The organism is Cupriavidus sp. HE11 (assembly GCF_056097175.1).
In genome coordinates, this window is the sequence record NZ_CP184464.1 from 864,551 (window position 1) to 887,314 (window position 22,764).

19 protein-coding genes are annotated in these 22,764 nt (G+C 66.2%); 9 read left to right on the forward strand and 10 right to left on the reverse strand.

The annotated features are described in order from the left end of the window. Positions 1–10 precede the first annotated feature (10 nt). The 6 genes from ACOABP_RS04075 to ACOABP_RS04100 form a co-directional block, all read right to left on the reverse strand. A complete protein-coding gene (locus ACOABP_RS04075) occupies positions 11–1,393 on the reverse strand; it encodes an HlyD family secretion protein (RefSeq protein WP_474227071.1) in 1,383 nt (460 codons plus the stop codon). After that, the gene (locus tag ACOABP_RS04080; protein WP_474227072.1) at positions 1,390–4,026 is read right to left on the reverse strand and encodes an FHA domain-containing protein; all 2,637 of its coding nucleotides are present in this window, start codon (positions 4,024–4,026) and stop codon (positions 1,390–1,392) included. The genes ACOABP_RS04075 and ACOABP_RS04080 overlap by 4 nt, the downstream gene beginning before the upstream one ends. A gap of 210 nt (positions 4,027–4,236) precedes the next feature. Further along, the gene (locus tag ACOABP_RS04085) at positions 4,237–5,688 is read right to left on the reverse strand and encodes an efflux transporter outer membrane subunit (RefSeq protein ID WP_474227769.1); all 1,452 of its coding nucleotides are present in this window, start codon (positions 5,686–5,688) and stop codon (positions 4,237–4,239) included. 262 nt (positions 5,689–5,950) lie between these two features. Then, a complete protein-coding gene (locus ACOABP_RS04090) occupies positions 5,951–6,217 on the reverse strand; it encodes a hypothetical protein (protein WP_474227073.1) in 267 nt (88 codons plus the stop codon). A gap of 349 nt (positions 6,218–6,566) precedes the next feature. Then, entirely contained in the window at positions 6,567–6,968 is a 402-nt protein-coding gene (locus tag ACOABP_RS04095; RefSeq protein WP_474227770.1) for a DUF4399 domain-containing protein, read from the reverse strand. 161 nt (positions 6,969–7,129) lie between these two features. Further along, positions 7,130–7,570: a DUF4399 domain-containing protein gene (locus ACOABP_RS04100; RefSeq protein WP_474227074.1), complete on the reverse strand. Its 441-nt coding sequence runs from the start codon at positions 7,568–7,570 to the stop codon at positions 7,130–7,132. Between the two features lie 223 nt (positions 7,571–7,793). Between ACOABP_RS04100 and ACOABP_RS04105 the strand changes: the two genes are divergently transcribed. Then, positions 7,794–9,089: a formylglycine-generating enzyme family protein gene (locus tag ACOABP_RS04105; RefSeq protein ID WP_474227075.1), complete on the forward strand. Its 1,296-nt coding sequence runs from the start codon at positions 7,794–7,796 to the stop codon at positions 9,087–9,089. 57 nt (positions 9,090–9,146) lie between these two features. Here ACOABP_RS04105 and ACOABP_RS04110 read toward each other — a convergent pair whose 3' ends face one another. Then, on the reverse strand, positions 9,147–11,351 hold the full coding sequence (locus ACOABP_RS04110; RefSeq protein ID WP_474227076.1) for a serine/threonine protein kinase: 2,205 nt from the start codon (positions 11,349–11,351) through the stop codon (positions 9,147–9,149). Positions 11,352–11,772: 421 nt separating this feature from the next. On the opposite strand from ACOABP_RS04110, the gene ACOABP_RS04115 reads away from it, so the two are divergent. The 5 genes from ACOABP_RS04115 to ACOABP_RS04135 all read left to right on the forward strand — a co-directional run bounded on the left by ACOABP_RS04115 (position 11,773) and on the right by ACOABP_RS04135 (position 15,827). Continuing rightward, on the forward strand, positions 11,773–12,048 hold the full coding sequence (locus tag ACOABP_RS04115) for a hypothetical protein (RefSeq protein WP_066734306.1): 276 nt from the start codon (positions 11,773–11,775) through the stop codon (positions 12,046–12,048). A 57-nt stretch (positions 12,049–12,105) separates the two neighbouring features. Next, complete coding sequence (locus ACOABP_RS04120; protein ID WP_474227077.1) at positions 12,106–12,372, forward strand: hypothetical protein; 267 nt, start codon at positions 12,106–12,108, stop codon at positions 12,370–12,372. A gap of 83 nt (positions 12,373–12,455) precedes the next feature. Beyond that, the gene (locus tag ACOABP_RS04125; protein ID WP_474227078.1) at positions 12,456–12,725 is read left to right on the forward strand and encodes a hypothetical protein; all 270 of its coding nucleotides are present in this window, start codon (positions 12,456–12,458) and stop codon (positions 12,723–12,725) included. 151 nt (positions 12,726–12,876) lie between these two features. Further along, complete coding sequence (locus ACOABP_RS04130; RefSeq protein WP_474227079.1) at positions 12,877–13,092, forward strand: hypothetical protein; 216 nt, start codon at positions 12,877–12,879, stop codon at positions 13,090–13,092. An 815-nt stretch (positions 13,093–13,907) separates the two neighbouring features. After that, on the forward strand, positions 13,908–15,827 hold the full coding sequence (locus ACOABP_RS04135; RefSeq protein WP_474227080.1) for a DEAD/DEAH box helicase: 1,920 nt from the start codon (positions 13,908–13,910) through the stop codon (positions 15,825–15,827). A 230-nt stretch (positions 15,828–16,057) separates the two neighbouring features. On the opposite strand, the gene ACOABP_RS04140 is transcribed toward ACOABP_RS04135, so the two are convergent. Both ACOABP_RS04140 and egtD read right to left on the reverse strand, forming a co-directional pair. Then, the gene (locus tag ACOABP_RS04140) at positions 16,058–17,314 is read right to left on the reverse strand and encodes an SUMF1/EgtB/PvdO family nonheme iron enzyme (protein ID WP_474227081.1); all 1,257 of its coding nucleotides are present in this window, start codon (positions 17,312–17,314) and stop codon (positions 16,058–16,060) included. 154 nt (positions 17,315–17,468) lie between these two features. Continuing rightward, positions 17,469–18,575, reverse strand: coding sequence for an L-histidine N(alpha)-methyltransferase (gene egtD, locus ACOABP_RS04145; RefSeq protein WP_474227082.1), 1,107 nt, complete (start codon positions 18,573–18,575; stop codon positions 17,469–17,471). 583 nt (positions 18,576–19,158) lie between these two features. Here egtD and ACOABP_RS04150 point away from each other — a divergent pair. From ACOABP_RS04150 to ACOABP_RS04160, 3 genes are all read left to right on the forward strand, one after another. Then, entirely contained in the window at positions 19,159–19,866 is a 708-nt protein-coding gene (locus ACOABP_RS04150; RefSeq protein WP_474227083.1) for a TerC family protein, read from the forward strand. Between the two features lie 118 nt (positions 19,867–19,984). Further along, positions 19,985–20,779 carry a thymidylate synthase gene (locus ACOABP_RS04155; protein WP_474227084.1) on the forward strand — a complete coding sequence of 265 codons (795 nt, stop codon included), beginning with the start codon at positions 19,985–19,987 and terminating at the stop codon, positions 20,777–20,779. Continuing rightward, positions 20,776–21,276 (forward strand): dihydrofolate reductase, encoded by a 501-nt coding sequence (locus ACOABP_RS04160; RefSeq protein WP_066731496.1) that lies wholly within the window; start codon positions 20,776–20,778, stop codon positions 21,274–21,276. Before ACOABP_RS04155 ends, ACOABP_RS04160 begins: the two co-directional genes overlap by 4 nt. Positions 21,277–21,370: 94 nt before the next feature. Here ACOABP_RS04160 and pmbA read toward each other — a convergent pair whose 3' ends face one another. Then, complete coding sequence (gene pmbA, locus ACOABP_RS04165; protein WP_474227085.1) at positions 21,371–22,738, reverse strand: metalloprotease PmbA; 1,368 nt, start codon at positions 22,736–22,738, stop codon at positions 21,371–21,373. Positions 22,739–22,764: the final 26 nt, after the last annotated feature.

A 22,764-nucleotide genomic window follows, 5' to 3' on the forward strand; every position in this document is an offset into this window, starting at 1 on the left:
TCCTCAACGTTCAACCTGCGACCTGCCTGAATGGATCGAGCCCCAGGTCGATCAGGCGTCTTTCCCGCACCACGATCTCGGCCGTGGCGGTCATGCCATAGCGCAGCGGGTACCTGTTGCTCGCCACGCTGTAATAGTCCTGCGCCAGCCGCACGCGGCCCTCGTACACGGGCTGCTTGTCGGGGCCCGAAGGCTTGGTGGCCGGCGAGATGTACTCGAGCGTGCCCGCGATCAGCCCATAGCGCTGGTACGGGAACGCGCTGAACTTGAGCTTGACCGGCAGGCCTTCACGCAGGAATGCGCGGTCGCGCTCGGCAATCTCGATCCGCAGCATCGGCCGGGCATCCTTGGGTGCGATGCCGCCCAGCGGCGTGTTGGCCTGCACCTTGTCGCCGCGCTGCGTGGACGTAACGTCGGTGATCACGCCCGACACCGGCGCCAGGATCAGCAGGAAGTTGTCCTTGTCGATGTTCTCGAACTTGATGCGCGCGGCGGCGTCGGCCACCAGCCGGGCAGTCTGCACCTGCAGGCGCAGCTTGTCCTCGGTGCTGGTGATCTCGCGCACGGCGGCGTCGTACTGCACGCGCAGGCTCGCCAGTTCCTGCCCGCTGCCTTCCAGCTGCGCGCTGGCCTGCGTGAATTCCTGCGCCAGCCGCGCATCGAGCTCGGCCAGCCTCGACTGGGCCACGCGCAGGTTGTTCTCGGCTTCCTGCGTCGCCGCGCGCTTGGCCTCCACCTGCGATTGCGACACCCCGCCGCCGGCCGGCAGCGCAAACAGCCGTGCGTAGCGGTCCTGTTCCTGGCGCGCGAATTCCCGCGCGCGGCGCGCGTTTTCCAGATTGCTGCGCGCCTCGGCCAGCTGCGCCCGCTGCTGCTCGGCCAGCCGCGTGGTACCTTCGGCCAGGCGATTCTCGTGCTGGCGGGAATTGAGTTCGATCTGCTGCTTCAGCGCCAGCGCACGGCGTTCCAGCAATGCCTTGCGCTCCGGAAACTGCTTCCACTCGCGTTCGGCGTCTTCGAGCTTCAACTGGGCCTGCAGCGCATTGGCGGCCGCCTCGATCGCGCCACGCGCATTGAGCCGTGCCACGACGTCATCCTTCGACACCGGCTGGCCCTCGGCCACGTAAAGATCGACCAGTTCTCCATCGACAGGCGCATAGAAGCGGCGCACTTCGGATTCCGGCGCCAGCGTGCCCTGCGCGGTCACGATGACATCGGCATGGCCGAAGAAGGACCAGAGCACCGCGCACAGTACGAGCACGCCCGTGGTCACCACGGCCAGCAGCGTCAGCCGGCGCGGCTCGGCACTGAGCAGCGCGATGCCTTCGGCGCTATGGTCTTCCAGCGCCTCGGTCAGCGGCCGCAGCTTGTTGTCGCGGTTCTCGTCCTTCATGGCGTGCTCCCCGCTCCGGGTTTCGCGGCAGTTGCAGCAGTCGCGGCCGGGGCGGCGGCGCCGTCCTTGTCTCCGCCATCCTTGCCACTATCCTTGCCACCGTCCTTGCCACCCTCGGCGCTGCCCTCGCCCACCAGCACCAGCTTGGCCTTGAGCACCGCCGGGTCCAGCACCATGCGCAGGTCGTTGAGCGAGCGGCGCTGGGTGTCCACCTCGGCCTGGATGTCGTCGCGGACCTTGTTCCACTGCGCCGAATCCTCGATCTTCAGCTGGGCGTAGATGCGCAGCCCCTTCCGCGCATCGTCTTGCGCGTCGGCCAGCAACCTGGCCTGCGACCGGAACTTGGCCGAGATGCCAGATTCGAGCCGCTGCTCGCCGGCAATCAGGCCATTGTTGCGATACTGGCGCCAGCCCGTGGCCGCGCGGTTCAGCAGCTGGTTGGCGCGGCGCAATGCCGCGTCGCGGATGCTGTTGACATCGGCGTCGATGTTCTGGGAAAAATACCCATCGGTCTTCGGGTCCAGCGACTCGTAGAACGCCAGCAGCTGTTCCTCATAGCCAGGCGATCCGCGACCGGTCTTGATGGCGGCGTACTGCGCCAGCACCTGCTCCTTGTGGGCCACATCCTTCGCCACATCGGCGGCCCACGGCCCGGCCGTGACGGTCTTCAGCGCAGCCAGCGCCGCCGCGCCGTCGCCCTGCTCCCATGCCTTGCTGGCCGCCAGGTACTGCCTCTGCACCTCATCGCCGGGCAGGCGCGTGGCCTTGAGCTTCTGATAGGCGGCCTGGAAGGGCGGCGTGGCAAAGCTGGCCTTCTGCATCAGCGCCACCAGCGGCCCCGGCGCCCGCACGCGCAGCGACTCGATCATTGCCGTGTACTGGCGCAGGTCGCTCTCCACGCTGTCCAGCCCCGATAGCCGTGCGTACTTGTCCTTGTACTCGGCCAGCATCGGCTGCAATGCCTCGGGCTGATCGCGGCCCAGTTCCGTGGCAATGGCCGCGTTGAGCCGGTCGATGGCGGCCAGCAGCACCGATTCGTCGTTCTGCAGCCGGCGCAGATCGCTCAGCGCACGCGCATAGGTGTCGCGGAACGTCGGCACGTCATTGGCAATGCGCCCCAGCAGCCGCTGGTGCGACGCGGTGTCGTCCTCCCAGCGCCGCAGCAGGTCGCGGATTTTTGCTTCGTCGGAATACATGCGGATGGGCCCGTCGATGCCGCCGCGCTGGGCCACGTAGCGTTCCAGGTCGGCCACCCAGGCAAGCTGGCTGGTCAGCGCCTGCCCATCGGCATTGTGCTGGCTGCGTGCACGCATTTCATCCAGCACGGCCGTGGCGCCAGCCGCGTCGCTGGCCTGCAATCGCGCCGACCACTGCGGCACGTAGCCGCGCATCAGCGCCTCGGCGCCAAGCGCCTGGTAGCGTGCCTCGTCCGGATGGCGCGACAGCACCTTGTCGGCCACTTCGGCGGCGCGCACATACTTGCCTTCGTCGACCAGCGCCTGCAGCGACCGGTCGGGCGCCCCGCGCCACCAGAGGTAGCCGCCGCCGATCACCAGCACGGCAATCACCAGGATCGCCACGCGCGCTGCGCGTTCGAGCTGGTGACGGTCGTGGATGCCGAAGCTGCGCATGGCCTCCACCACCATCATCGTCACCCGGCCGCGCGGTGCTGCCGCATGGGCGGGGTCTGCGGCGTCAGGCATTGCCTCGGGGTTGACCTCGTCTTCCTGCGCGGCGCCATAGTCCATGCAGAAGATGTCCAGGAAGGAATCGGCCGCGCCAACGAAGGTGGTCTTGTCGGGATCCACCTCGCCGGCTCCGGCTTCCGTACTGTCGACCGGTGCCTGGAGCGGCACGCCAGCCTGGGGCGGCGCGGCCAGGGACGTCCTTGTCGCGGTGGCATCGGCATCGGTTTCGCGTTCGATCCCCACGCGGTACACGAAATGGCTGCCGCCGAACGCCACCACGTCGTCGGGTTCCAGCCGCACCGACTGGTCGCGCAGCCGCACGCCGTTGACGAAGGTGCCGTTGGTGCTGCCCAGGTCTTCTATCCACGGCACGCCATGCTTCAGGTACACGTGCGCATGGCGGCGCGACAGGTAATTCACCTGATGCGGATACTGGTCGCGATAGCGGGCGAACGTGTCGTCCGCCTTGCTGACCATGAACGGGAACCCGGCGATCACCACCGGCTGCAGGTCCAGGTCGTCGCGCATCGGTGCCAGCGTGATCGCCACGCGGGGTGGTTCGGGCTCGGGCGGGCGCGGATAGAGCCGCACGCGATAGGCCAGGTCGGCGCCGAAGCTCACCTCGTCGCCATCGCTCAGCCGCGCCGGCTGCTGCGCCACGCTGTCGCCGTTCACGCGGGTGCCGTTCTTGCTACCCAGGTCGGCCACGTAGACCGCACCGTCTTCCGAGAAAATCCGCGCATGCCGCCGCGACAGCACCGACACCGCCTCGGTCGGATACGCGGCAAACGGCGCCTCGCCGCGCCCGATCGCGAACAGGTCCTCGTCGATGCGGATCTCGCCAAGCTCCGGGCGCGACACGGGCATCAGCAGCACATCGAATGCCTGGCCACCCGGGGGCGCCATGACCGGCACATCCATGAAGGGAGCTTCGTCGCGCGTCATGTTTCACCTGAGCCAACAGTGCAGCCTGTGGCGCGCAACCGCGCGTCAACGCGGCGACGGGGTCGGCATGCGTCGGCAAGGGGGCGGCAGGTCACGGGTAAGAACATAGTAGGCCACGCTTGAGGGGAGTCAATGCGCTGCGGCGCAGCGTTGCGCAAACGCCAGCGCCATACGGGTTTCAGGCTTGAAACGGTTTGTGCGCCGCTGCGGCTAACGCGCCGCCTTGGGCGCCGACACACCGGCTGGCGATACCGCTTCGGCAGTGGTTTCCGCGTGCCCGTTGCGCACGGCCACATCGGGCCAGCCGCCGCCCAGTGCCTTGTACAAGGTGACGGTATCGGCCAGGATTTGTTGGTACGCCGCCAACAAGGATTGCTCGGCCGTCAGCAGCGAACGTTCGGACTCGAATACATCCAGCTGCGACGCGATGCCCTCGCGCGCCTGGGCGTCGATCTGCGCGCCCACCACGCGCAGCTGGCTCACCTGCTGCTGCAGTTCCACGCGCTGCTTCTTGTGTGCGTCGACGTTGACCAGCGCACTCTCCACTTCCTCGAACGCGGTCATCACGGTGCGGCCGTACTCGTTCTCGACCACGCCCACGTTGGCCTCGGTGGTCTTCACGTGGGCCCGCACGTTAGGGTCGAGCATCGGCAGGTTGATGCTGGGCATGAAGCCGAACGTAAAGGACTTCATCAGGTCGGACAGCGCAAAGCTGGCCGTACCGCCGCGCGCCGTCAGGCTGATGCTGGGCAGTTGCGCCAGGCGCGCCTGGCCGACCAGGTCGTAGGCAGCCAGCACGCGGTATTCGGCGGCGACGATATCGGGACGCCGCGCCAGCAGCTGCGAAGGCAGCCCCGCTGGCACCACGGGCAGCTTGATGCGCTCCTGCAGCTTGCCCGGCGGCACCTTCAGCTCGCCGGCGGGCACACCCACCAGGGTAGCCAGCGCGTTCTCGGCCACGTCGCGCGAGCGGCGCAGTTCGAGCAGGTCCTTGGTCAGGCGGTTGATTTCGGCTTGCTGCTGCATCACGCGGATCTGCGGAAGCAGGCCGTTGGCGAGCATGGCCTTGTAGGTGCCCAGGATGTCGTTGTTGCGCGCCAGCGTATGGCGCTGTTGCGCCACCTGCTCGTCGAGCAGCAGGATCGTGAAGTACGTGATCGAGACATCGGATACCAGCGACAGGTAGCCTGCGCGCCAGTCGGCCTCGGTTGCCCGGAATTCGGCGGTCTGGGCCTGCACGCCCTTTTCGACCTTGCCCCAGACGTCGATATCCCAGTTCACCGTGCCGCCCAGGTTGTAGGTGCGCGACACCGGCTGGCCGGTGGTCTTGCTGATGTCCACGCCGGCGCCGACGTCGAACACCGGCAGCGCGCCCGCGCGGGCCTCGGCAATCTGGGCATTGGCTACGCGAATGCGGGCAGCCAGCACCTTGATGTCGTAGTTGCCCGACAGCGCCTTGGCTACAAGCTGGTCCAGGTACGGATCGCCAAAGCCCTGCCACCAGTTCGGCAGGATGGTCTCGGCCGGCGACACGCTGACCGATTCGTTGCTGGTCCAGGCCGCCTTGGCCGGCGTTTCGGGCCGGTGGTATTCGGGCGGGCGGAAATCGGCACAGCCGGCCAGCAGCGCCACGGACAGGGCCACGCCCGACAACTGGGACATGCGGCGCGGAGCAAAGGCGAATGCGTTCACGATGGCTTCCTGCTTGCAACGCCAGCGGACCGTGGCAGGGCGTCCTGGCGTTCGATCTGTATTGTGGGTCGGCGTCTGGCGGACGCCAACCTCGGCGTGCGCGCCCTGGAAAATCGGCGGGCAAAAAAAACGCCGGGGCGGAGGTGTCCCCGGCGCAAGCTCCCCGTGCGGCTGAAGCGGCGGCGGCCTGTTGGCCGGCCTGCGCGCCGCTGCCGCCTGAACCGTACGAATATCAGGCGTTGTTCTGGGCGTACTGGTTCGTCGTCACGTTGTTCTTCATGTGGTCCTGGAAGGCCGAGCCGTTGCCGAAGTAGTTGGCTACGTCCTGCAGTTGCTGGTTCGATTGCGTGATCTTGGTGTGCGAATCGAACTTCAGGCTCACCGGCGTAAAGATCGAGGTGTACGGGGCAATCACCGCGATGCCGCCGCGTACGGCATGCAGCTTCTTGGCGTCGAGGGTTTCGGTCGAGGACAGGTCCTTGATGGTCAGCGTGGTCATGATGGTCTCCTGGATGAGGAAGGTACTGCGTTGGGTCAGAGTGATGAGCATCGGGTTGGTGTCGCGCTCGGACCAGATATCGCAGCAAGCGTGCCAGCGCGGGCCACAAGCATGAAAAAAGTCTGCGGTCCGTTGTGCCGCAAGGGCTGGCGGGCGATGCGACCATGCCAGGCCGCACGCCGGCGACCAGTCAGGTGTTGGGCGGCGACCCACAGTCAGGGGGCGGTGTGTTGGCGGTTCGGCAACAACGGGCCCATCCCCGGCCGGACCGTTCAAAAAAAAACGGCGCACATCGCTGTGCGCCGCGCCGGAGACAGGCGGACCGCCCCGCCTTCTCGCTCCGAGCCGGTTATTTCACATAGATCGTGATCTTCTTCGAATAGATCGGCGGATTGGTCGGCATGTGCTTCTCGTCGCCCATCAGCAACTGCAGCGTGTGCTTGCCCGGCGGCAGGTCGATCGTGGTCTCCGTCTCGCCCGCGCCAAAGTGCAGATGGTTGCGGTCGTTCGGGATTTCCTTGTCCAGCGGCGGCAGGTCGACATCGATCAGCAGGTGATGGTGGCCCGTGTTCGGATACTTGACGTCCTTGGGCGCCACGCCCATGTTGCGCAGCCCGAACCAGACCTTGATAGGCTTGCCGGCCGGCAGCGTCTGGTTGTTGTTGGGATACCCGATATAGAGATAGGCGTTCTTCGGCGCAGGCGTGGGGCCTGATGCCGGGCCGGACGAGGCGTTCGCCTGTGCGCCCATGGCAGGTGCCGAGGCGTGGTCGGCATGTGCGGCCGGCGCCGACGCATCGGCCGCACGCGCCATGCCCGCCTGCAGCCAGGCAGCGGCGGACAGCAACGTCATGCCCGCAAGAAGCATCGGTCTGAAATGGGTCATGGCTCCCCCCGTTCGCGCCTGTGTGCCTAGCGCACGGTGATCGTGATCTTCTTCGAGTAAATCGGCGGATCGAACGGTACATGCTTGCTGTCGCCCAGCAGCAGTTGCAGCGTGTGTTTGCCCGGGGGCAGTTCGATGCGCGCGTCGGTCTCGCCGGCGCCAAAGTGCAGGTGATTGCGATCGTTCGGGATTTCCTTGTCCAGCGGCGGCAGGTCGGCGTCGATCAGCAGATGGTGGTGCCCGCAGTTCGGCCGCTCGATGCCCTTGGGGCAGACGCCCATGCCCTTGAGGCCCATGCGCACCCAGAGCTTGCCGCCGTCGATGACAGCGCCGTCACCGGGCCAGATGATGTAGACCTCGGCACCCTTGGGGGCCGGCGTCAGCGGCATCGCGAATGTCGTCCAGCTGGACAGGAATGTAGCCAGGCACGCGGCCGCGAACACGTGCAGCAGGGATCGTCTGGACATGGCGGCTCCTCCCGGAGAACTGTCCGCTGCACACGGTACCCCGCGCGGGAGCGGATTCTTGGTCGATATTCTTGATGCGCTCGGCGATGTGTCCTACAGCGTAGGTCGGAAGGCTCCAAAAAGCGAACTTTCACGCCACAAACGCTGTGCTATCTTGAAACGGCCGGTACCGCGTCACGGCAACTCCACACCGCGCAGCGCGGCGACTCTGAAGGGGGGGAATATGTGGCGGAAAGCAATCGTCGTGTCGCTGGCGCTGCTGGGACTTGGCGCGGAGATCGATGGCGCATCGCACGGCCCAACCTCGGGCGGCCCCGGCAGCAGTCTCTGGCTTATCCAGGCCGGCAACGCGCTACTGCCACCTGCGACGGCGGGCATCCTGCCCAAGAACAGCGATGAACAATATGAGCTGTCGTTCTGGGATTCGATCAAGAACAGCAACTACGCCGCCGACTACGAGGCCTACCTGAAGCAGTATCCGAACGGACGCTTCGCCGCACTCGCCAAGACACGCCTCGATCGCATCAAGGCCAGCGCGCCCGCGCCGGCAGCGTCGGCACCTGCGGCAGTTGCCACGACACCGGCCAGGCCCGAGCCGAAGAGCCAGGCAAAGACCGAGCCGCCACCGCCCACCGCCGCCAAGCCCGCACCCGCCCCTGCTGCGCCGGCCCCTGGCGGCTCGGGGCAGCCTCGCACACGTGCCGGCGGGGCCATTGCCCAGGGCACCGTCACCTTTCCGGCCGAAGGAAAGGAAGGCAAGGAAGCCCCGGCATCCGGCGCGGCCCGACCGGCCGAAGCCAGGGGCGGCGAATCACGCGACTGCCCGCAGTGCCCGGTGATGATCGGCCTGAGTCCCGGCGCCTTCACGATGGGCAGCAACACCAGCGACCCCGCCGAGAAACCGCCGCATCACGTGAACGTCGGCCATGCATTCGCCATCGGCAAGTACGAGGTGACGGTCGAACAGTGGAACGTCTGCGCCGATGCCAACGCCTGCCCGCGCATCGCCACCAATCCGCCCGAAGCGAAGACGGCACCGGCGCGCGATATCAGTTGGGACGACGCGCAGCAGTACGTGGCCTGGCTCACGAAGACCACCGGCAAGACATACCGCCTGCCGACCGAAGCCGAATGGGAATACGCGGCGCGCGGCGGCACCAGCACCGCATTCTGGTGGGGCGACAGGATGACCAAGGGCAACGCCAATTGCAAGGACTGTGGCGATCCGTGGAGCGACGCCGCACCAGCCAACGTGGGATCGTTCGCACCCAATCCGTTCGGGCTGCACGACATGAACGGCAGCGTCTGGGAATGGGTGGCCGACTGCTGGCACAGCTCGTACAAGAACGCGCCGACCGACGGCCGCGCGTGGGATGAACCCGCCTGCACGGCACGCGTCATCCGCGGCGGCTCGTGGCGCGAGGGCGCCAGCTACATGGTGTCATCCACGCGCTTCAAGTACAGCACCAGCGTACGGCAATCGCAGAATGGCTTCCGCGTGGTGCGCGAGGCGAAGTAACGTCGAAGGACTGCGGATTGCGCTGGCCCGATGGCCGCGCTGGCGGCCAGCCGGCCGCTATTTGGCGCGCGTGGCGATCTGCACGATGTCCGCGCTGATCTGCTCGCGCCCGTGCTTGCTGGCCATCTGCGCCAGCGGCTTTTCCAGTGCCTTCAGGTATTCCTGGCGGGTTTCGAACTCCGGACGCCGCGCGGTGAACAGCGGCGTTGGCGTGGTCAGCAGTACCACGAGTTCGGTGCCGAACGGCTTCGAGATGATCCAGTCGCCGCTATCGCCCACTGTGGCGCTATAGCTGGCCGGTGCCTGGTTGCCCTGGATGCGGCCGCTGGGCACCAGATGCGCCACCTTGCCATCGGCCGAGAAATAATCGACGTAGACATACGATTCGTGCGGCGGCGTGTTGATGTCCAGCACCAGTGGCGTGCCTTCGGCCAGCTGCGTGCCACCGCGCGTGTGCAGTACCGCGCCGGCCGGCCCGCCTGCCTTGCGGTTGCCCGACCAGTACGGCGCCACCAGCTTCACCACATCGCATTTGTCGCTGGTCAGCGGCTGGGCGTCGAGCTTGAGCGTGCGCACGCCCGGGATCTTGCCCAGCTTGTCGCGCAGGGCGCCCAGCGCCGGCTCGCCGACATAGCCACCCACCTGCAGCGTATTGCCGTCGATCCTGGCGGTCAGCAGCGAACAGGGCGTGGCAGCGATCACTTGCGCAACGGACTCGGGCTTGACCGGCACCGCCTCTTCCGGCGGCGAGGGCGTAGCGGAAGGTGCCGTCGCGGCTGGTGCCGCGGCCTGCGTGGGTGGCGCGCTCTCGGTCGAAGGCATGTGGCTGCGCCACATGTACACCAGCACCCCGGTAGCAAGGGCCACGCCGGCAATCACGCTGCCCGCGAGCACGGGCAGGCGGATGCTGGTGCTCTGCGCCTCGCCGCCCAGTCCGGCCAGGAATTGCTTGACGGAGGGTGTACGGGTGGCACGATCCAGCGACAACGCCTGGCGCAGCGCCTTCCACTGCCCGCGCGAGAGCGTCTTCGGCTGCTCGGGCTTCAGGTTCTTCGCACGCGCCTCGGTGGCCGACACGCGGTTGTACGGGTGCCGGCCGGTCAGCAGTTCGTAGCTGACGCAGGCCAGCGCGTAGATATCGTCACGTGGATCGGGTTCGCGATGCTCGAACATCTCCGGGCTGGCGTAGGCCGGCGTCATGCCGCCCAGCGAGCCGGGATCGAACACGGTCTGGTCCGCGTCATCGGCAGGCTGCTGGAAGCCGCGTGCGATACCGAAGTCGATGACCTTGATCTCGCCGCGATCGGTCAGGAACACATTGGCCGGCTTGAAGTCGCAATGCACGAAACCGCGTTCGTGCGCATAGGCCAGCGCACTGCCCATGCCGACGATGATCGGCATCGCCTTTACATAGGGCAGCCCCTGGAAGTCTGGCGAGCGCAGCACGCGGTTGAGCGACTTGCCCTGCAGGTACTCCATGGTCAGGAAGACCGTGGGGCCGTCGCGGTCGAAGTCGTAGACCGTGACGATATTGCGGTGGGCCAGCTGCTGGGCCTTGCGCGCCTCGCGCTGGAGCGCGATCAGCGATTTCGGATGCCCGCTGAACTGCATGTTCAGCACCTTGATGGCGATATAGGGCTTGCGGTCCGATGCCTCGAGCTTGCGCAGGTCGAGCGCCTTGTACACCGTGCCCATGCCGCCCACGCCCAGGCACTCTTCGAGCACGAAGCGGCCGTTCAGCGTATCGCCCACGCCCTTGGTGGGGCCGGACGGGATGAAGCCGCCGGTGAAATGCCCGCTCTGTCCGCCCGTGGTGCTGCCCGTGGTGCTGCCGGTGTTGCTTCCCGTATTGGTGCCCGTGTTGCCACCCATGTAGCCGCTGCCGGCATACGCGCCCGTCATGCCACCGCTGGTACCTGTGGTGCCCGTGACGCCCGGCGCAGGCAGAGGGCGATCCGCGGGCTCGGGCTCGATGCGCGTTTCCTCGCCAGGCATCTCGGTGCGCACATCGCTGCGCACGTCCTGGTGTACCTCGCCAACGGGGTCGAACTGCGTAGCCATGTGCGAGTCGATGCGGTGCATGACTTCGGCGTACACGGCCGGCGGCAATGGAAAGCGCGTGTGCTCCTCGGTAAGCACGCGGGCAAACTGGGTGGAGTCGGTCTGATCGTCCTTCAGGGCCGTATCCACCGATGCAAGGAATTCGTCGCGGCTCAGGCTCCCGCGCTGAAAATTCCGTATGAGTTCGGTCAGGCTGGACATCCGGTGCATCCCGACGAGTGGTTGCCGACTGGTGGCGCTCGCAAGTGGCGCTTTGGAGGCGGCACTGGCGGCGAAACCGTTGCATCACGGCACATTGCCTTCGATGGATACTAGTGCGCACTCCGGCCATCCGCAATCCCGCCCTGTGGCCCGGCGCGCCCCGGACGTTGCCGTCCGCCCGACACCCGACACCTTTCTGTTGGCGCCAGCCCATCACTACCAGGGCTCCAGGCACGCCACGCCATGCCGACGCGCATCGCACGCCCAACCGGAATCCCTTGCCCCACAACGCCTGGCGGTTTTTTTTCGTGGTCATGGCCTGCGCTGGCACGCTTGCTGCGATATCTGGTCCGAGCGCGACACCAACCCGATGCTCATCACCCAGACCCAAAGCAGCACCTTCCTCATCCAGGAGACCATCATGACCACGCTGACCATCAAGGACCTGTCCTCGACCGAAACCCTCGACGCCAAGACGCTGCAGGCCGTGCGCGGCGGCATCGCCATCATGCCGATCACCACCGTCTACAGCCCGTTCAAGCTGTCGGTCGACAAGGTGTTCAACGTCAACCAGTCGAACCAGCAGATGCAGCAGGTGGAGAACTACTTCGGCAACGGCTCGGCCTTCCAGGACCACATGACGAACAACGTCACGACGACCCAGTCCGCGCAGAACAACGTGTACCACCCGGTCTGAGCATCCCCCTTCGCATCCACGCATCGCACCCGCACACTCGCCCATTAGGAGACTGCCATGAGCACCCTGACCATCCTCGACCTGTCCAGCACCACCACCCTCGAAGCCACGCGCATGAAGTCGGTACGCGGCGGCCTGGGCCTGATTGCACCGTGGACCAGCGTCTACGCCCCGGTGAAGCTGTCGTTCGACTCGCACGTCAAGATCGACCAGCAGAACCAGCAGATGCAACAGGTCGCCAACTACTTCGGCAACGGTTCGGCCTTCCAGGACCACATGTCGAACAACGTGACGACGAACCAGTACGCGCAGAACAACGCCTGAGTCCGTCGCCAACGGCGGGCGCCGGCATCGAGCCAGCCGCCCGCCGCGCACCGAACCCGCTGAATTGCATCAAGGAGTCCACCATGTCATCGATCATCGTCCGCGACCTTGCCGTCAGCAAGGAACTCGACCACCAATCGCTGTGCGCCATCCGCGGCGGCACGGACTGGTTCGGCAAGATTGCCGCCGCCGGCCCGCTGGTCAACATCAACATCAACCAGAGCGTGCAGCAGTTCCAGCAGGTGAACGTTGCCGCCTTCAACGACAACAAGATCGTCGGCGTCGACCTGGGCCACCTCGCGCTCAACGTCAATCCGGTGCAAAAGGGCGGCAACTGGGCGAACGTGGCTTGAACGCCGCGCGGCCGGGAGCGGTCCTGTCGCGTGCACGGCGCATGCGGCAGGACTGCTCGCCTATACTGAATCGGGCCCGCGCCTGCCCTGGCGCCGCCCGACCGGCGCCATTCCGGCCGGCCGCGGCAAGGCCCGCATGCTGGAGATCGCCATGGCAGTCATCGTCATCAAGGATTTGTCGGAAAACGTGGGCCTCGACCGCGAGGCCATGACCGCCATCATCGGCGGCGCGCGGCTGGCAGGCAGCTACCGCTGGCAGGCGCACCGACGCCCCACGCTTACGCGACTGGTCCAGTATCCGGAGGGATTCCCCGGCACATCACAGGTTGCAGGGCAGGAACGGGAGACCAAGCCCGTGCGCAAGTAGGCGCGGCGCCACTGGTCGCATAACAAGAAAAAGCCCGCCAAGCAATTGGCGGGCTTTGGTTGCGGACGGGCCCGGACTTCCTGGGTCTGCGTCACCGGCTGCTTCCGGTCATTCCTGTGCCAAGCATGTTTCCCATGGATTCCGCCCATGAAGCGGACGCCCATCCGGACCACCCGGACAGTCGGAGGAAACCTGGCAGTGGCATCAATGACCGCAAGGCCGGAGGCGAGCGGCAAGCGAACCTTGCCAAAGGCAAAATCAGCGGGACTTGTTGTCGTCCGCCCCGTACGGGCATCGATGCCCGCGTTCTGGAGTATAGGCACCGCGCCCCTACTTGCAAGCGATGCCCCGGCCGCTTTCACTTACGTTTGCTTACCATCTATCGGATAATTCCCACTTGCGCGGTGCAACAAAACCTTCAGCGTTCTGCTATACTCCGCGCCGTGAGTTTCGCACTGTGAGTACCGCACCGCGCCCCGAGGCAACCTGCCGTGGCGTATCCGCTACCTCCCAAGATCTGCTCCCTGCCTCTGTCATCACACGAAGTATCAGACAGGTGCCTGGCCAGAACGCACCGCTCACCTGACGCTGCCTCGTCTCCGATCCTGATAACAGCCCGAATTGCTGTTTGCCTGCCAGGGATAATCGGCCGGTTTGTTTGAACCGCCAGCCGCCCCTGCCTGCCGCCGTCTTGCCAGCTGAGTCTGTCGAACGGCCTACCGATTGGCGCCGAAGCCTTTTTTAAGACTTTGCACTTGCGCCCACCCCTTTGCGCACACTGCCCTGGGGTGCCATGCATTTTTAATACGTACGACATGACCCAGCACGAAGATTTCCGTGCGGAGCAAGCTATTGCTTCCGCCGCCGACGCTACTGCCACGCCCGCCGCTGCCGTGAGCCCGCTCGACAAGCTCGACGCCCTGCTCAACGCCGATGCAGCCCCGGCCGAGCAAGCGACGGAAGCCCCGGAAAGCGGTTTCGCAAAACTTGGCCTGGACCCCGCCATCCTGCGCGCCCTGGCCGAAGCCAACTACAACAACCCCACCCCGGTTCAGGCCCAGGCCATTCCCGCCTTCCTGGCTGGCCGCGACCTGCTGGTCTCGAGCCAGACCGGTTCGGGCAAGACCGCCGCGTTCATGCTGCCGGCGATCCAGCGCATCAGCGAAAAGCCGGCGCCGAATCGTCCGACCGAACCGGCCAAGCGCATGAAGGGCAAGCGCCCCCGCCCGGCCGCCGCCCAGCCTTCGCTGCTGGTGCTGACGCCGACGCGTGAACTGGCCCTGCAGGTGACCGAGGCTGCCGCCAAGTACGGCCGCCATCTGCGCCGCATCGTGTGCGCCAGCATCCTGGGCGGCATGCCCTATCCGAAGCAGCTGGCCATGCTGTCGCGCATGCCGGACATCCTGGTGGCAACGCCGGGCCGTCTGCTGGACCACATCGAGGCCGGCCGTATCGACCTGTCCGCCCTGGACATGCTGGTATTCGACGAAGCCGACCGCATGCTCGACATGGGCTTTGCCGACGACATCGACGCCATCGTGGCCGCCACGCCGGCTTCGCGCCAGACGCTGATGTTCTCGGCCACGCTGGACGCCCGCATCGGCCAGCTGGCTTCGCGCCAGCTGCGCGACCCGCAGCGCATCGAGATCGCCGCAGCGCGCGCTGACCACAGCAACATCGAACAGCGCCTGCACTTCACCGACGACATGTCGCACAAGGAGCGCCTGCTCGATCACCTGCTGCGCGATTCGTCGCTGAAGCAAGCCATCGTGTTCACGGCCACCAAGCGTGACGCCGATTCGCTGGCCGAGCGCCTGTCGGATACCGGCTTTGCCGCTGGCGCCCTGCACGGCGACATGACCCAGGGCGCGCGCAACCGCACGCTGACGGCCCTGCGCCGCGGCAACCTGCGCGTGCTGGTGGCTACCGACGTGGCCGCACGCGGCATCGACGTGCCCGATATCACCCACGTGGTGAACTTCGACCTGCCCAAGCAGGCGGAAGACTACGTGCACCGTATCGGCCGTACCGGCCGTGCCGGCCGCTCGGGTATCGCCATCAACCTGGTGAACCATGGCGACATGTTCCAGTGGCGCCGTATCGAGCGCTTCACGAACAACCGCATCGACGCATCGGTGATCGAAGGCCTGGAGCCGCGCCGCTCGCCGAAGCCGCGTTCGAACTTCGGCGGCAAGCCGGGGGGCCGTGATGGCTTCCGTGGCAATGGCGGCGGCTACCGTGGTGGCAATGGCGCCGGCAACGGCGGCGGCTACCGTGGCAACAACGGCGGCAACCGTGAAGGCGGCGAGCGCAGCTTTGGCGACCGCAACTTCGGCGAGCGCCGCTTCAGCAACGGCAACAGCAACAGCAACGACGGCAACCGTGGTTTTGGCGACCGTGGCGCCCGCAGCTTCGGCGACGAAAACCGTGGTGGTTTCGGCGATCGCGGCAATGGCGGCTTCGGCGACCGTGGCAATGGCGGCTACCGCGGCCAGGGTCAAGGCCAGGGTCAGGGTCAAGGCCAGCAGCGCAGCTTCGGCGACCGCAATTTCGGCGGCGAGCAGCGTTCGTACGGCAACCGTGACGGCCAGCAACGCGACGGCAACCGTGGCTTCGGCGGCGAGCGCAGCTTCGGCGACCGCAGCTTTGGCGACCGCAAGTTCGGCGACCGCGGCGATCGCGGCGGCTTCGGCGGCCAACGCAACGGCAACAGCCGCTCGCGCTACGAGCGTTGATCGCTGATTGCTGACCCCTGCCGCCGGCGACCCGGCGGCAGGATGCAAAAAAGGCACCTTCGGGTGCCTTTTTGTTTGTCGTAGCGGGAAGCGCCTCACGGATAGCGCCGAACACGCCGCCTGGCGATCATCGGCGCGACGGGGATTGCACTTCGGTACCGCTGCTTAGAATTTTCAGAAATTCGGTGTACGCGAACACCCTTCCGCGTTGCTTTCCAGCTGATCCCGACCTAGACCACACACGTCCTGAACCCCACGAACGACACATCGTCCTCCGGCAGCAGCGCGGTGCGAGCGCGCACGTGGCGCAGTCGGGCCGGGCTGGCGAACGATACGCCGCGCACCGCCTGGTGCGTGCCGAAGCGGCCGATGATCTCGCCGTCGGTGGGCTCGGCGGCGAACCCCAGGTATGGCTCGTACGGCGTGGCGGTCCACTCGCGCAAGGTGCCCCACTGCAGTCCGCGATTCTGCGCAGCCGCCAGTTCCCATTCCACTTCCTGCGGCAGGCGGCGCCCGGCCCAGACACACCACGCCTGCGCCTCGAACAACGTGACGTGACGCACCGGTTCGTCGGGATTTAGCGTGCGCTCCGTGCCGAAGCGCGATACCACCCAACTACGACTGACCGCATGGCGCGCCCAGTAGCGCGGGGCCGAACGCTCCTGCGTCATCAGCCATTGCCGGCCGGCGGCCGACCAGTACGACGGATGCTCGTAGCCGTGGTCTTCCACGAATTCCAGGAACTGGGCATTGGTGACCAACGCGGCATCCATCTCGAACGCTGGTACGTAGATCTTCTGCGCGGGCAATTCATCGGGCCAGGCAAAGCCGTCGGCGTCCTGCCAGCCCTGCGTGAAATTGCCACCGGGAAAATGCAGCGTGCCTGACGACTGCACGGCCATTGCGGGCGCGATCGATGCCGGCTCGACGGGCGCCACTTCCAGCGCCTGCAGCAGCGTGGCCACCGTTTCGCCCTGCACGTCCTCGTAGTACAGCGCGCGGCGGAACGGATAGAGCGTGGCGTCGCCATCGTCGGCCAGCAGCGCGATACGCCGCAGCAGGCCGTCCAGCACCTTCGCGGCGTATTGCTTCACCACCGCCACGTCGGGCAGCGCGATCTCCCAGCGTTCATCGGGACCAATCCGCTCGGGATCGAACCACTCGTCGGCGCCATCGAGCAGCGACGGCTCGCTGGCCACCGGCAGCCGGATGCCGCCCTGCTCCAGATGCCGCACGCCACGCAGGCACCACCATTCGGCGTGCCACGCGATACTGCCAAGCGTCCACAGCGGCGGATTCGCATCGTACTGGCGCACCACGGTCCAGCCCTTGCGGGTCACGCCAAAGGCACCCAGCCACGCCAGCGTGCGGTTGCGCGACTCCACCAGCGCCTGTGCCAACCCCTCGCGCGGCAACCGGCGCGCGTCGGGCCAGGCCGCCGTGCCGCCGGTGAAGTGGAGATCGGGAAGCATGGAGAAGCCGCTCATCGAGGTATCCGTGACAGTGGGTGGAAGTCGGTGCCGGCCAGGGCCGGCTGCGCGCATTATGACACCGCGCGCCCGCACGTTCCGGCCAGCGCCATTTCACCCTGCTGGCGGCGCGGCTTACCGCCGGCCTGCCTCCCCAGATCGTCCCGGGCCGTCAGCCGCGTGCGTGGAACACCGCGAACCAGCCGCGTGGATCGGTCCAGCTGACCGGATCGGTAAAGCCGGCCGCTTCGAGCAGGATCGCGAAGTCGTCCGGCCGATACTTGTGCGAGTCCTCGGTATGGATGCGATCCCCGGCCGCGAATTGCCGCTCGCCACCGGGCCAGCGCACGGTCACGTCGCGCTCGGCCTGCAGGTGCATCTGGATGCGCGATGCCTGCGTATCGAACGTGGCCGCGTGGCGCCAGTCCGCCAGCGCGAAATCGCTGCCGACGATGCGGTTCACGTTGCGCAGCACATTGCGGTTGAACGCGGCCGTCACGCCCAGGGCATCGTCATAGGCCGCCACCAGCGTGTCGGGGTCCTTGTACAGGTCCACGCCGATCAGTACGCCATCGCCGGGGCCAGCCGCGGCACGCAGTCGCTGCAGCAGCGCCAGGGCGTCGATCGGCGCAAAGTTGCCAATGCTGGAGCCAGGATAGAAGAACAGCCGGCGGCCGCGCCTGACGCTCGTGGGCAGGTCCAGCGGCCCGCACAGATCGGCGCCAAGCCCGAGCATCGGGATCTGGGGATTCTGCTGCTGCAGCGCGGCCAGCGTGCCACGCAGGAATTCCACCGAGATATCGAGCGCCACGTACTGCGCAGGCTGCAGGCTGGGGAACAGGCGCGCGGCCTTCTGGCAGTTGCCGGCGCCCAGGTCGATCAGCACGCAGCCGCTGCCCGCCCGTGCGGCGATGGCGGGCGCTGCCGACGCAAAGATCGACGCCTCGGTGCGCGTGGGATAGTACTCGGGCAGGTCGGTGATGGCTTCGAACAGCCGCGAGCCCAGTACGTCGTAGAAGAACTTCGGACTGATGCGCGGCTGCCTGAGGCGCAGCCCTTGCTCGATCTCGGCGCGCAGCGCGCCGTTGTCTTCGCGGTACTGCTGTACGAATTCGGGCTGCGGTGCCACCCCGGACCAGGCATGGCCGTTGCCGACGACGATGCGCGGCTCGGGAGCAATCCCGGGCGTGGCGTGGCCGTTCTGGTGATGGGAGTTGTTGCGGGAGTTGTTGCGGGTCGAATGGGTGTCGGGCGTCTGAAGCGTAGTGGGGGCCGGCATGACGTTTCCTTGTTGTCGATGGGCACTACGGTGAATCCCTCTCAAGCGTCCGCGATGGCGTCTGGGCCTGCGGCTGGTCAGGGGTGCGCACCTGTCAGGTCTGGTGCACACCTGCCGAACCGATCCAAATAGGATAGGTGCATATGCTTATGCGTGCGTGACACGTTGCATCACTTTACAAACTGATCCGCACGGCATTCATGTCTGAAACTTGATACATACAAACCCCAACCCGGCAGTGCAACATTTTTTTCGTAGTTCCCTTATAATCGCCTCCAACGTGATCGCCGGAGCTTCTGGCGGGCACGATCCCTTCCAAAGAGGGAAGTAAAAGGGGAGTAGCTTGGGGGCACCCGATGCCCTTAGCACAATCGTCATTCCGAGACGCATCGCTCGTCTCCGGTTGTGCTGACCCTGGCGCGCATTCCGCGCCAGTCCGTCGAGCAAGACCTTTGCACACCTGGTTTTTATGGTTTGCAAAGGCGACCCCGATCACTTCCGGCGCTCGCTGTAAATCCCAGGTGCAACAAAAAACCCTTGCTGGCTCGATGGCCCGCAGCTTTTTCGTACCTGAGGAGCGTACATGGAGTGGTTTACCGATCTGTTCACGATGCAGTTTCTGACAGCGCTGCTGTCGATCGTCGTCATTGACCTGGTCCTGGCTGGCGACAACGCCATCGTGATCGCCCTCGCGGCGCGCAACCTGCCGCCGCACCTGCAGAAGAAAGCCATTGTCTGGGGCACCATCGGTGCCGTGGTGGTCCGTTCGGCCATGACGATTGGCGTGGTCTGGCTGCTCAAGATCCCCGGCCTGCTGCTGGTTGGCGGCCTGGCGCTGGTCTGGATTGCCTACAAGCTGCTGGCCGCCGACGATAACGGCGACGAGCACGGCGCTGGCGCGGCCACGCTGGTGGGCGCCATGAAGACCATCATCATCGCCGACGCGGTGATGGGCGTGGACAACGTGCTGGCCGTGGCCGGTGCCGCCCACGGCAGCTTCCTGCTGGTGGTGCTGGGCCTGCTGATCAGTATCCCGATCGTGGTCTGGGGCTCGAGCCTGGTGCTCAAGCTGATGTCGCGCTACCCGTCCATCATCTACATCGGCGCCGGCGTGCTGGCCTTCACCGCCGTGAAGATGATCCTGGGCGAGCCGATCACCAAGGCATTCTTCGAGGCACAGCCCGTGATCAAGTGGGGCCTGTACCTGGTGATCATCGGCGGCGTGCTGGGGGCCGGCTTCCTGACGCAGAAGCGTCGCGACGGCAACCAGAAGCCGGTGGAAAGCCACTGACCCGACTGACCGGAAATACCGGAAATGCGAAAGGCCGCCTTCGGGCGGCTTTTTGCTTTCAGGCTAAAATCCCCGCTTTACGGCCTGCGAGCCGACATCACTTTTCTACCCCGCGCCGATGAAACAGTACCTCGACTTCATGCGCCATGTTTTCGAACAAGGCACCGAAAAGTCCGACCGCACGGGCACCGGCACGCGCTCGGTGTTCGGCTACCAGATGCGCTTCGACCTGAACGAAGGCTTTCCGGTCGTCACCACCAAGAAGCTGCACTTGAAGTCGATCATCCACGAACTGCTGTGGTTCCTGCAGGGTTCGACCAATATCAAGTACCTGAAGGACAACGGCGTCACGATCTGGGACGAATGGGCTGACGCCAACGGCGAGCTGGGCCCGGTCTACGGCTACCAGTGGCGCGCGTGGCCGACGCCGGACGGCCGCCATATCGACCAGATCAGCGAGGTGGTGCAGCAGATCCGCAGCAACCCCGATTCGCGCCGCCTGATCGTGTCGGCCTGGAACGTGGGCGAGATTCCGCAGATGAAGCTGCCGCCCTGCCACGCGTTCTTCCAGTTCTACGTGGCCGACGGCAAGCTGAGCTGCCAGTTGTACCAGCGCAGTGCCGACATCTTCCTGGGCGTGCCGTTCAATATCGCCAGCTACGCGCTGCTGACGCACATGATCGCGCAGCAATGCGGCCTGGGCGTGGGCGACTTCGTCTGGACCGGCGGCGACTGCCACATCTACAGCAACCACTTCGAACAGGTGCAGACGCAGCTGTCGCGCGAGCCGATGAAGCTGCCGACGCTGAAAATCAAGCGCAAGCCCGACAGCATCTTCGACTACCAGTACGACGACTTCGAGCTGGTGGGCTACGAATCGCATCCGGCCATCAAGGCACCGGTGGCCGTATGACGCTGCTGACCCTGATCGTCGCGCGCGCGCGCAATGGCGTGATCGGCCGCGACAACACGCTGCCGTGGCGCCTGCCCGAAGACCTGCAGCACTTCAAGCGCACCACGCTGGGCGCGCCGATCATCATGGGCCGCAAGACCTGGGATTCGATCGGCCGGCCGCTGCCGGGCCGCCGCAATATCGTGGTGAGCCGCAACCGTGACCTGCAGCTGGAAGGCGCCGAGGTGGTGGCGTCGCTGGAAGACGCCCAGCGGCTGTGCGTGGGCGTGGAGCAGGTGTTCCTGATCGGCGGTGCCCAGCTCTACGCCGAAGCGCTACCCAGCGCGGATCGCCTGATCGTCACCGAGATCGATGCCGACGTGGAGGGCGATGCCCACTTCCCCGCCGTCGACCGTTCGAAATGGCTGGAAGTCTCGCGCGAAACCCATCATTCGGAGCCAAATGGTTTCGACTACGCGTTCGTGACCTACGAGCGTCCGCCTTCGGGCGAGGAATAAGCCGGTCGCGCAGAAACCGGCAATCGGCCATGAAAAACGGCGCCCTCGGGCGCCGTCTTCTTTTTTGCCGGCCGATTCACCGGCTGCCGCGATCTCAGTTCCCGGCAATCGTCATCTGCTCGACCAGGATCGAGCCGGTTTCCTTGGTGCCGCGCACCAGCGCATCCGAACCGATACCGACGATCTGCTTGAACATTTCCACCATGTTGCCGGCAATCGTGATTTCCTCCACCGGATACTGGATCACGCCGTTCTCGACCCAGTAGCCCGACGCGCCGCGCGAATAGTCGCCCGTTACGTAGTTCACGCCCTGCCCCATCAGTTCGGTCACCAGCAGGCCGGTGCCCATCTTCTTCAGCATGCCGGCGAAATCGTCGCCCGGCTGCGTCCGCGAGCTGGTCAGCGTCAGGTTGTGCGAGCCGCCGGCGTTGCCGGTGGTCTTCATGCCGAGCTTGCGCGCCGAATAGGTCGACAGGAAGTAGCCTTGCACCACGCCGTCGCGCACCACCTCGCGGGCATGCGTGCGCACGCCTTCCTCGTCGAACGGAGCGCTGCCCATGGCGCCCGGCACATGCGGCTGCTCATTGATCTGGATATCCGGCGAAAACACGGCCTTGCCCAGCGAGTCGTACAGGAACGTCGACTTGCGGTACAGCGCGCCACCCGACACCGCCTGCACGAAGGCCCCCAGCAGACCCGCCGCCAGCGGTGCCTCGAACAGCACCGGGCACTTGCGCGTGGACAGCTTGCGGGCATTCAGGCGGGCCAGCGCGCGCTCGGCGGCATAGCGGCCGATGGCCTCGGGCTCGGCCAGCGCCAGCGGCGAGCGCTTCGACGAATACCAGTCGTCGCGCTGCATGCCGCCGCCGGAACCGGCGATCGGCGCCGCCGAAATGAAGTGGCGCGAGTACGGGTAGCCGCCCACGAAACCGCGCGACGTGGCCAGCACGAACTGCGAATGCTGGGCCGATACGCTGGCGCCGTCGCTGTTCTTGATCTTCGGCGACACCGCGAACGACGCTGCCTCGGCACGGCGCGCGATGTCGATGGCGCCCTCGGCGTCGATGTTCCACGGGTGGAACAGGTCCAGGTCCCGCGGGTTGCGCTCTAGCAGGCCTTCCTCTGCCAGCCCGGCGCACTCATCCTCGGCCGTGAAACGGGCGATGTTGTACGCCGCCTCGGCCGTGGCGCGCAGCGCGGCCGGCGAGAAATCCGACGTGCTGGCATTGCCGCGGCGCTGGCCGATCATGACCGTCACGCCCACCACCTTGTCGCGGTTCTGCTCGATGGTTTCCACCTGCCCCTTGCGCACCGTCACCGACAGGCCGCCGCCCTCGGAGATCTCGGTGGCAGCGTCCGTCGCGCCAAGTTCGCGTGCCACGCGCAGCACATCGGCAGCCATGGCCTTGAGCTGATCCTGGGTATAGGTGAAATGCGCGGTCTTTTCGGCAGTCTGGCTCATATGGGCGGGCGTGATCAAAAGTCCAA

Excerpts from the sequence above, each read along its gene's own strand:
- egtD (WP_474227082.1), bottom strand. The coding sequence starts at position 18,575 with ATGCCGGCCCCCACTACGCTTCAGACGCCCGACACCCATTCGACCCGC.
- ACOABP_RS04095 (WP_474227770.1), bottom strand. The coding sequence starts at position 6,968 with ATGGGCGCACAGGCGAACGCCTCGTCCGGCCCGGCATCAGGCCCCACG.
- ACOABP_RS04135 (WP_474227080.1), top strand. The coding sequence starts at position 13,908 with ATGACCCAGCACGAAGATTTCCGTGCGGAGCAAGCTATTGCTTCCGCC.
- ACOABP_RS04160 (WP_066731496.1), top strand. The coding sequence starts at position 20,776 with ATGACGCTGCTGACCCTGATCGTCGCGCGCGCGCGCAATGGCGTGATC.
- ACOABP_RS04155 (WP_474227084.1), top strand. The coding sequence starts at position 19,985 with ATGAAACAGTACCTCGACTTCATGCGCCATGTTTTCGAACAAGGCACC.
- ACOABP_RS04140 (WP_474227081.1), bottom strand. The coding sequence starts at position 17,314 with ATGAGCGGCTTCTCCATGCTTCCCGATCTCCACTTCACCGGCGGCACG.
- ACOABP_RS04105 (WP_474227075.1), top strand. The coding sequence starts at position 7,794 with ATGTGGCGGAAAGCAATCGTCGTGTCGCTGGCGCTGCTGGGACTTGGC.
- ACOABP_RS04120 (WP_474227077.1), top strand. The coding sequence starts at position 12,106 with ATGAGCACCCTGACCATCCTCGACCTGTCCAGCACCACCACCCTCGAA.
- ACOABP_RS04130 (WP_474227079.1), top strand. The coding sequence starts at position 12,877 with ATGGCAGTCATCGTCATCAAGGATTTGTCGGAAAACGTGGGCCTCGAC.
- ACOABP_RS04110 (WP_474227076.1), bottom strand. The coding sequence starts at position 11,351 with ATGTCCAGCCTGACCGAACTCATACGGAATTTTCAGCGCGGGAGCCTG.
- ACOABP_RS04100 (WP_474227074.1), bottom strand. The coding sequence starts at position 7,570 with ATGTCCAGACGATCCCTGCTGCACGTGTTCGCGGCCGCGTGCCTGGCT.
- ACOABP_RS04080 (WP_474227072.1), bottom strand. The coding sequence starts at position 4,026 with ATGACGCGCGACGAAGCTCCCTTCATGGATGTGCCGGTCATGGCGCCC.
- ACOABP_RS04085 (WP_474227769.1), bottom strand. The coding sequence starts at position 5,688 with ATGTCCCAGTTGTCGGGCGTGGCCCTGTCCGTGGCGCTGCTGGCCGGC.
- ACOABP_RS04150 (WP_474227083.1), top strand. The coding sequence starts at position 19,159 with ATGGAGTGGTTTACCGATCTGTTCACGATGCAGTTTCTGACAGCGCTG.
- ACOABP_RS04115 (WP_066734306.1), top strand. The coding sequence starts at position 11,773 with ATGACCACGCTGACCATCAAGGACCTGTCCTCGACCGAAACCCTCGAC.
- ACOABP_RS04090 (WP_474227073.1), bottom strand. The coding sequence starts at position 6,217 with ATGACCACGCTGACCATCAAGGACCTGTCCTCGACCGAAACCCTCGAC.
- ACOABP_RS04125 (WP_474227078.1), top strand. The coding sequence starts at position 12,456 with ATGTCATCGATCATCGTCCGCGACCTTGCCGTCAGCAAGGAACTCGAC.
- pmbA (WP_474227085.1), bottom strand. The coding sequence starts at position 22,738 with ATGAGCCAGACTGCCGAAAAGACCGCGCATTTCACCTATACCCAGGAT.
- ACOABP_RS04075 (WP_474227071.1), bottom strand. The coding sequence starts at position 1,393 with ATGAAGGACGAGAACCGCGACAACAAGCTGCGGCCGCTGACCGAGGCG.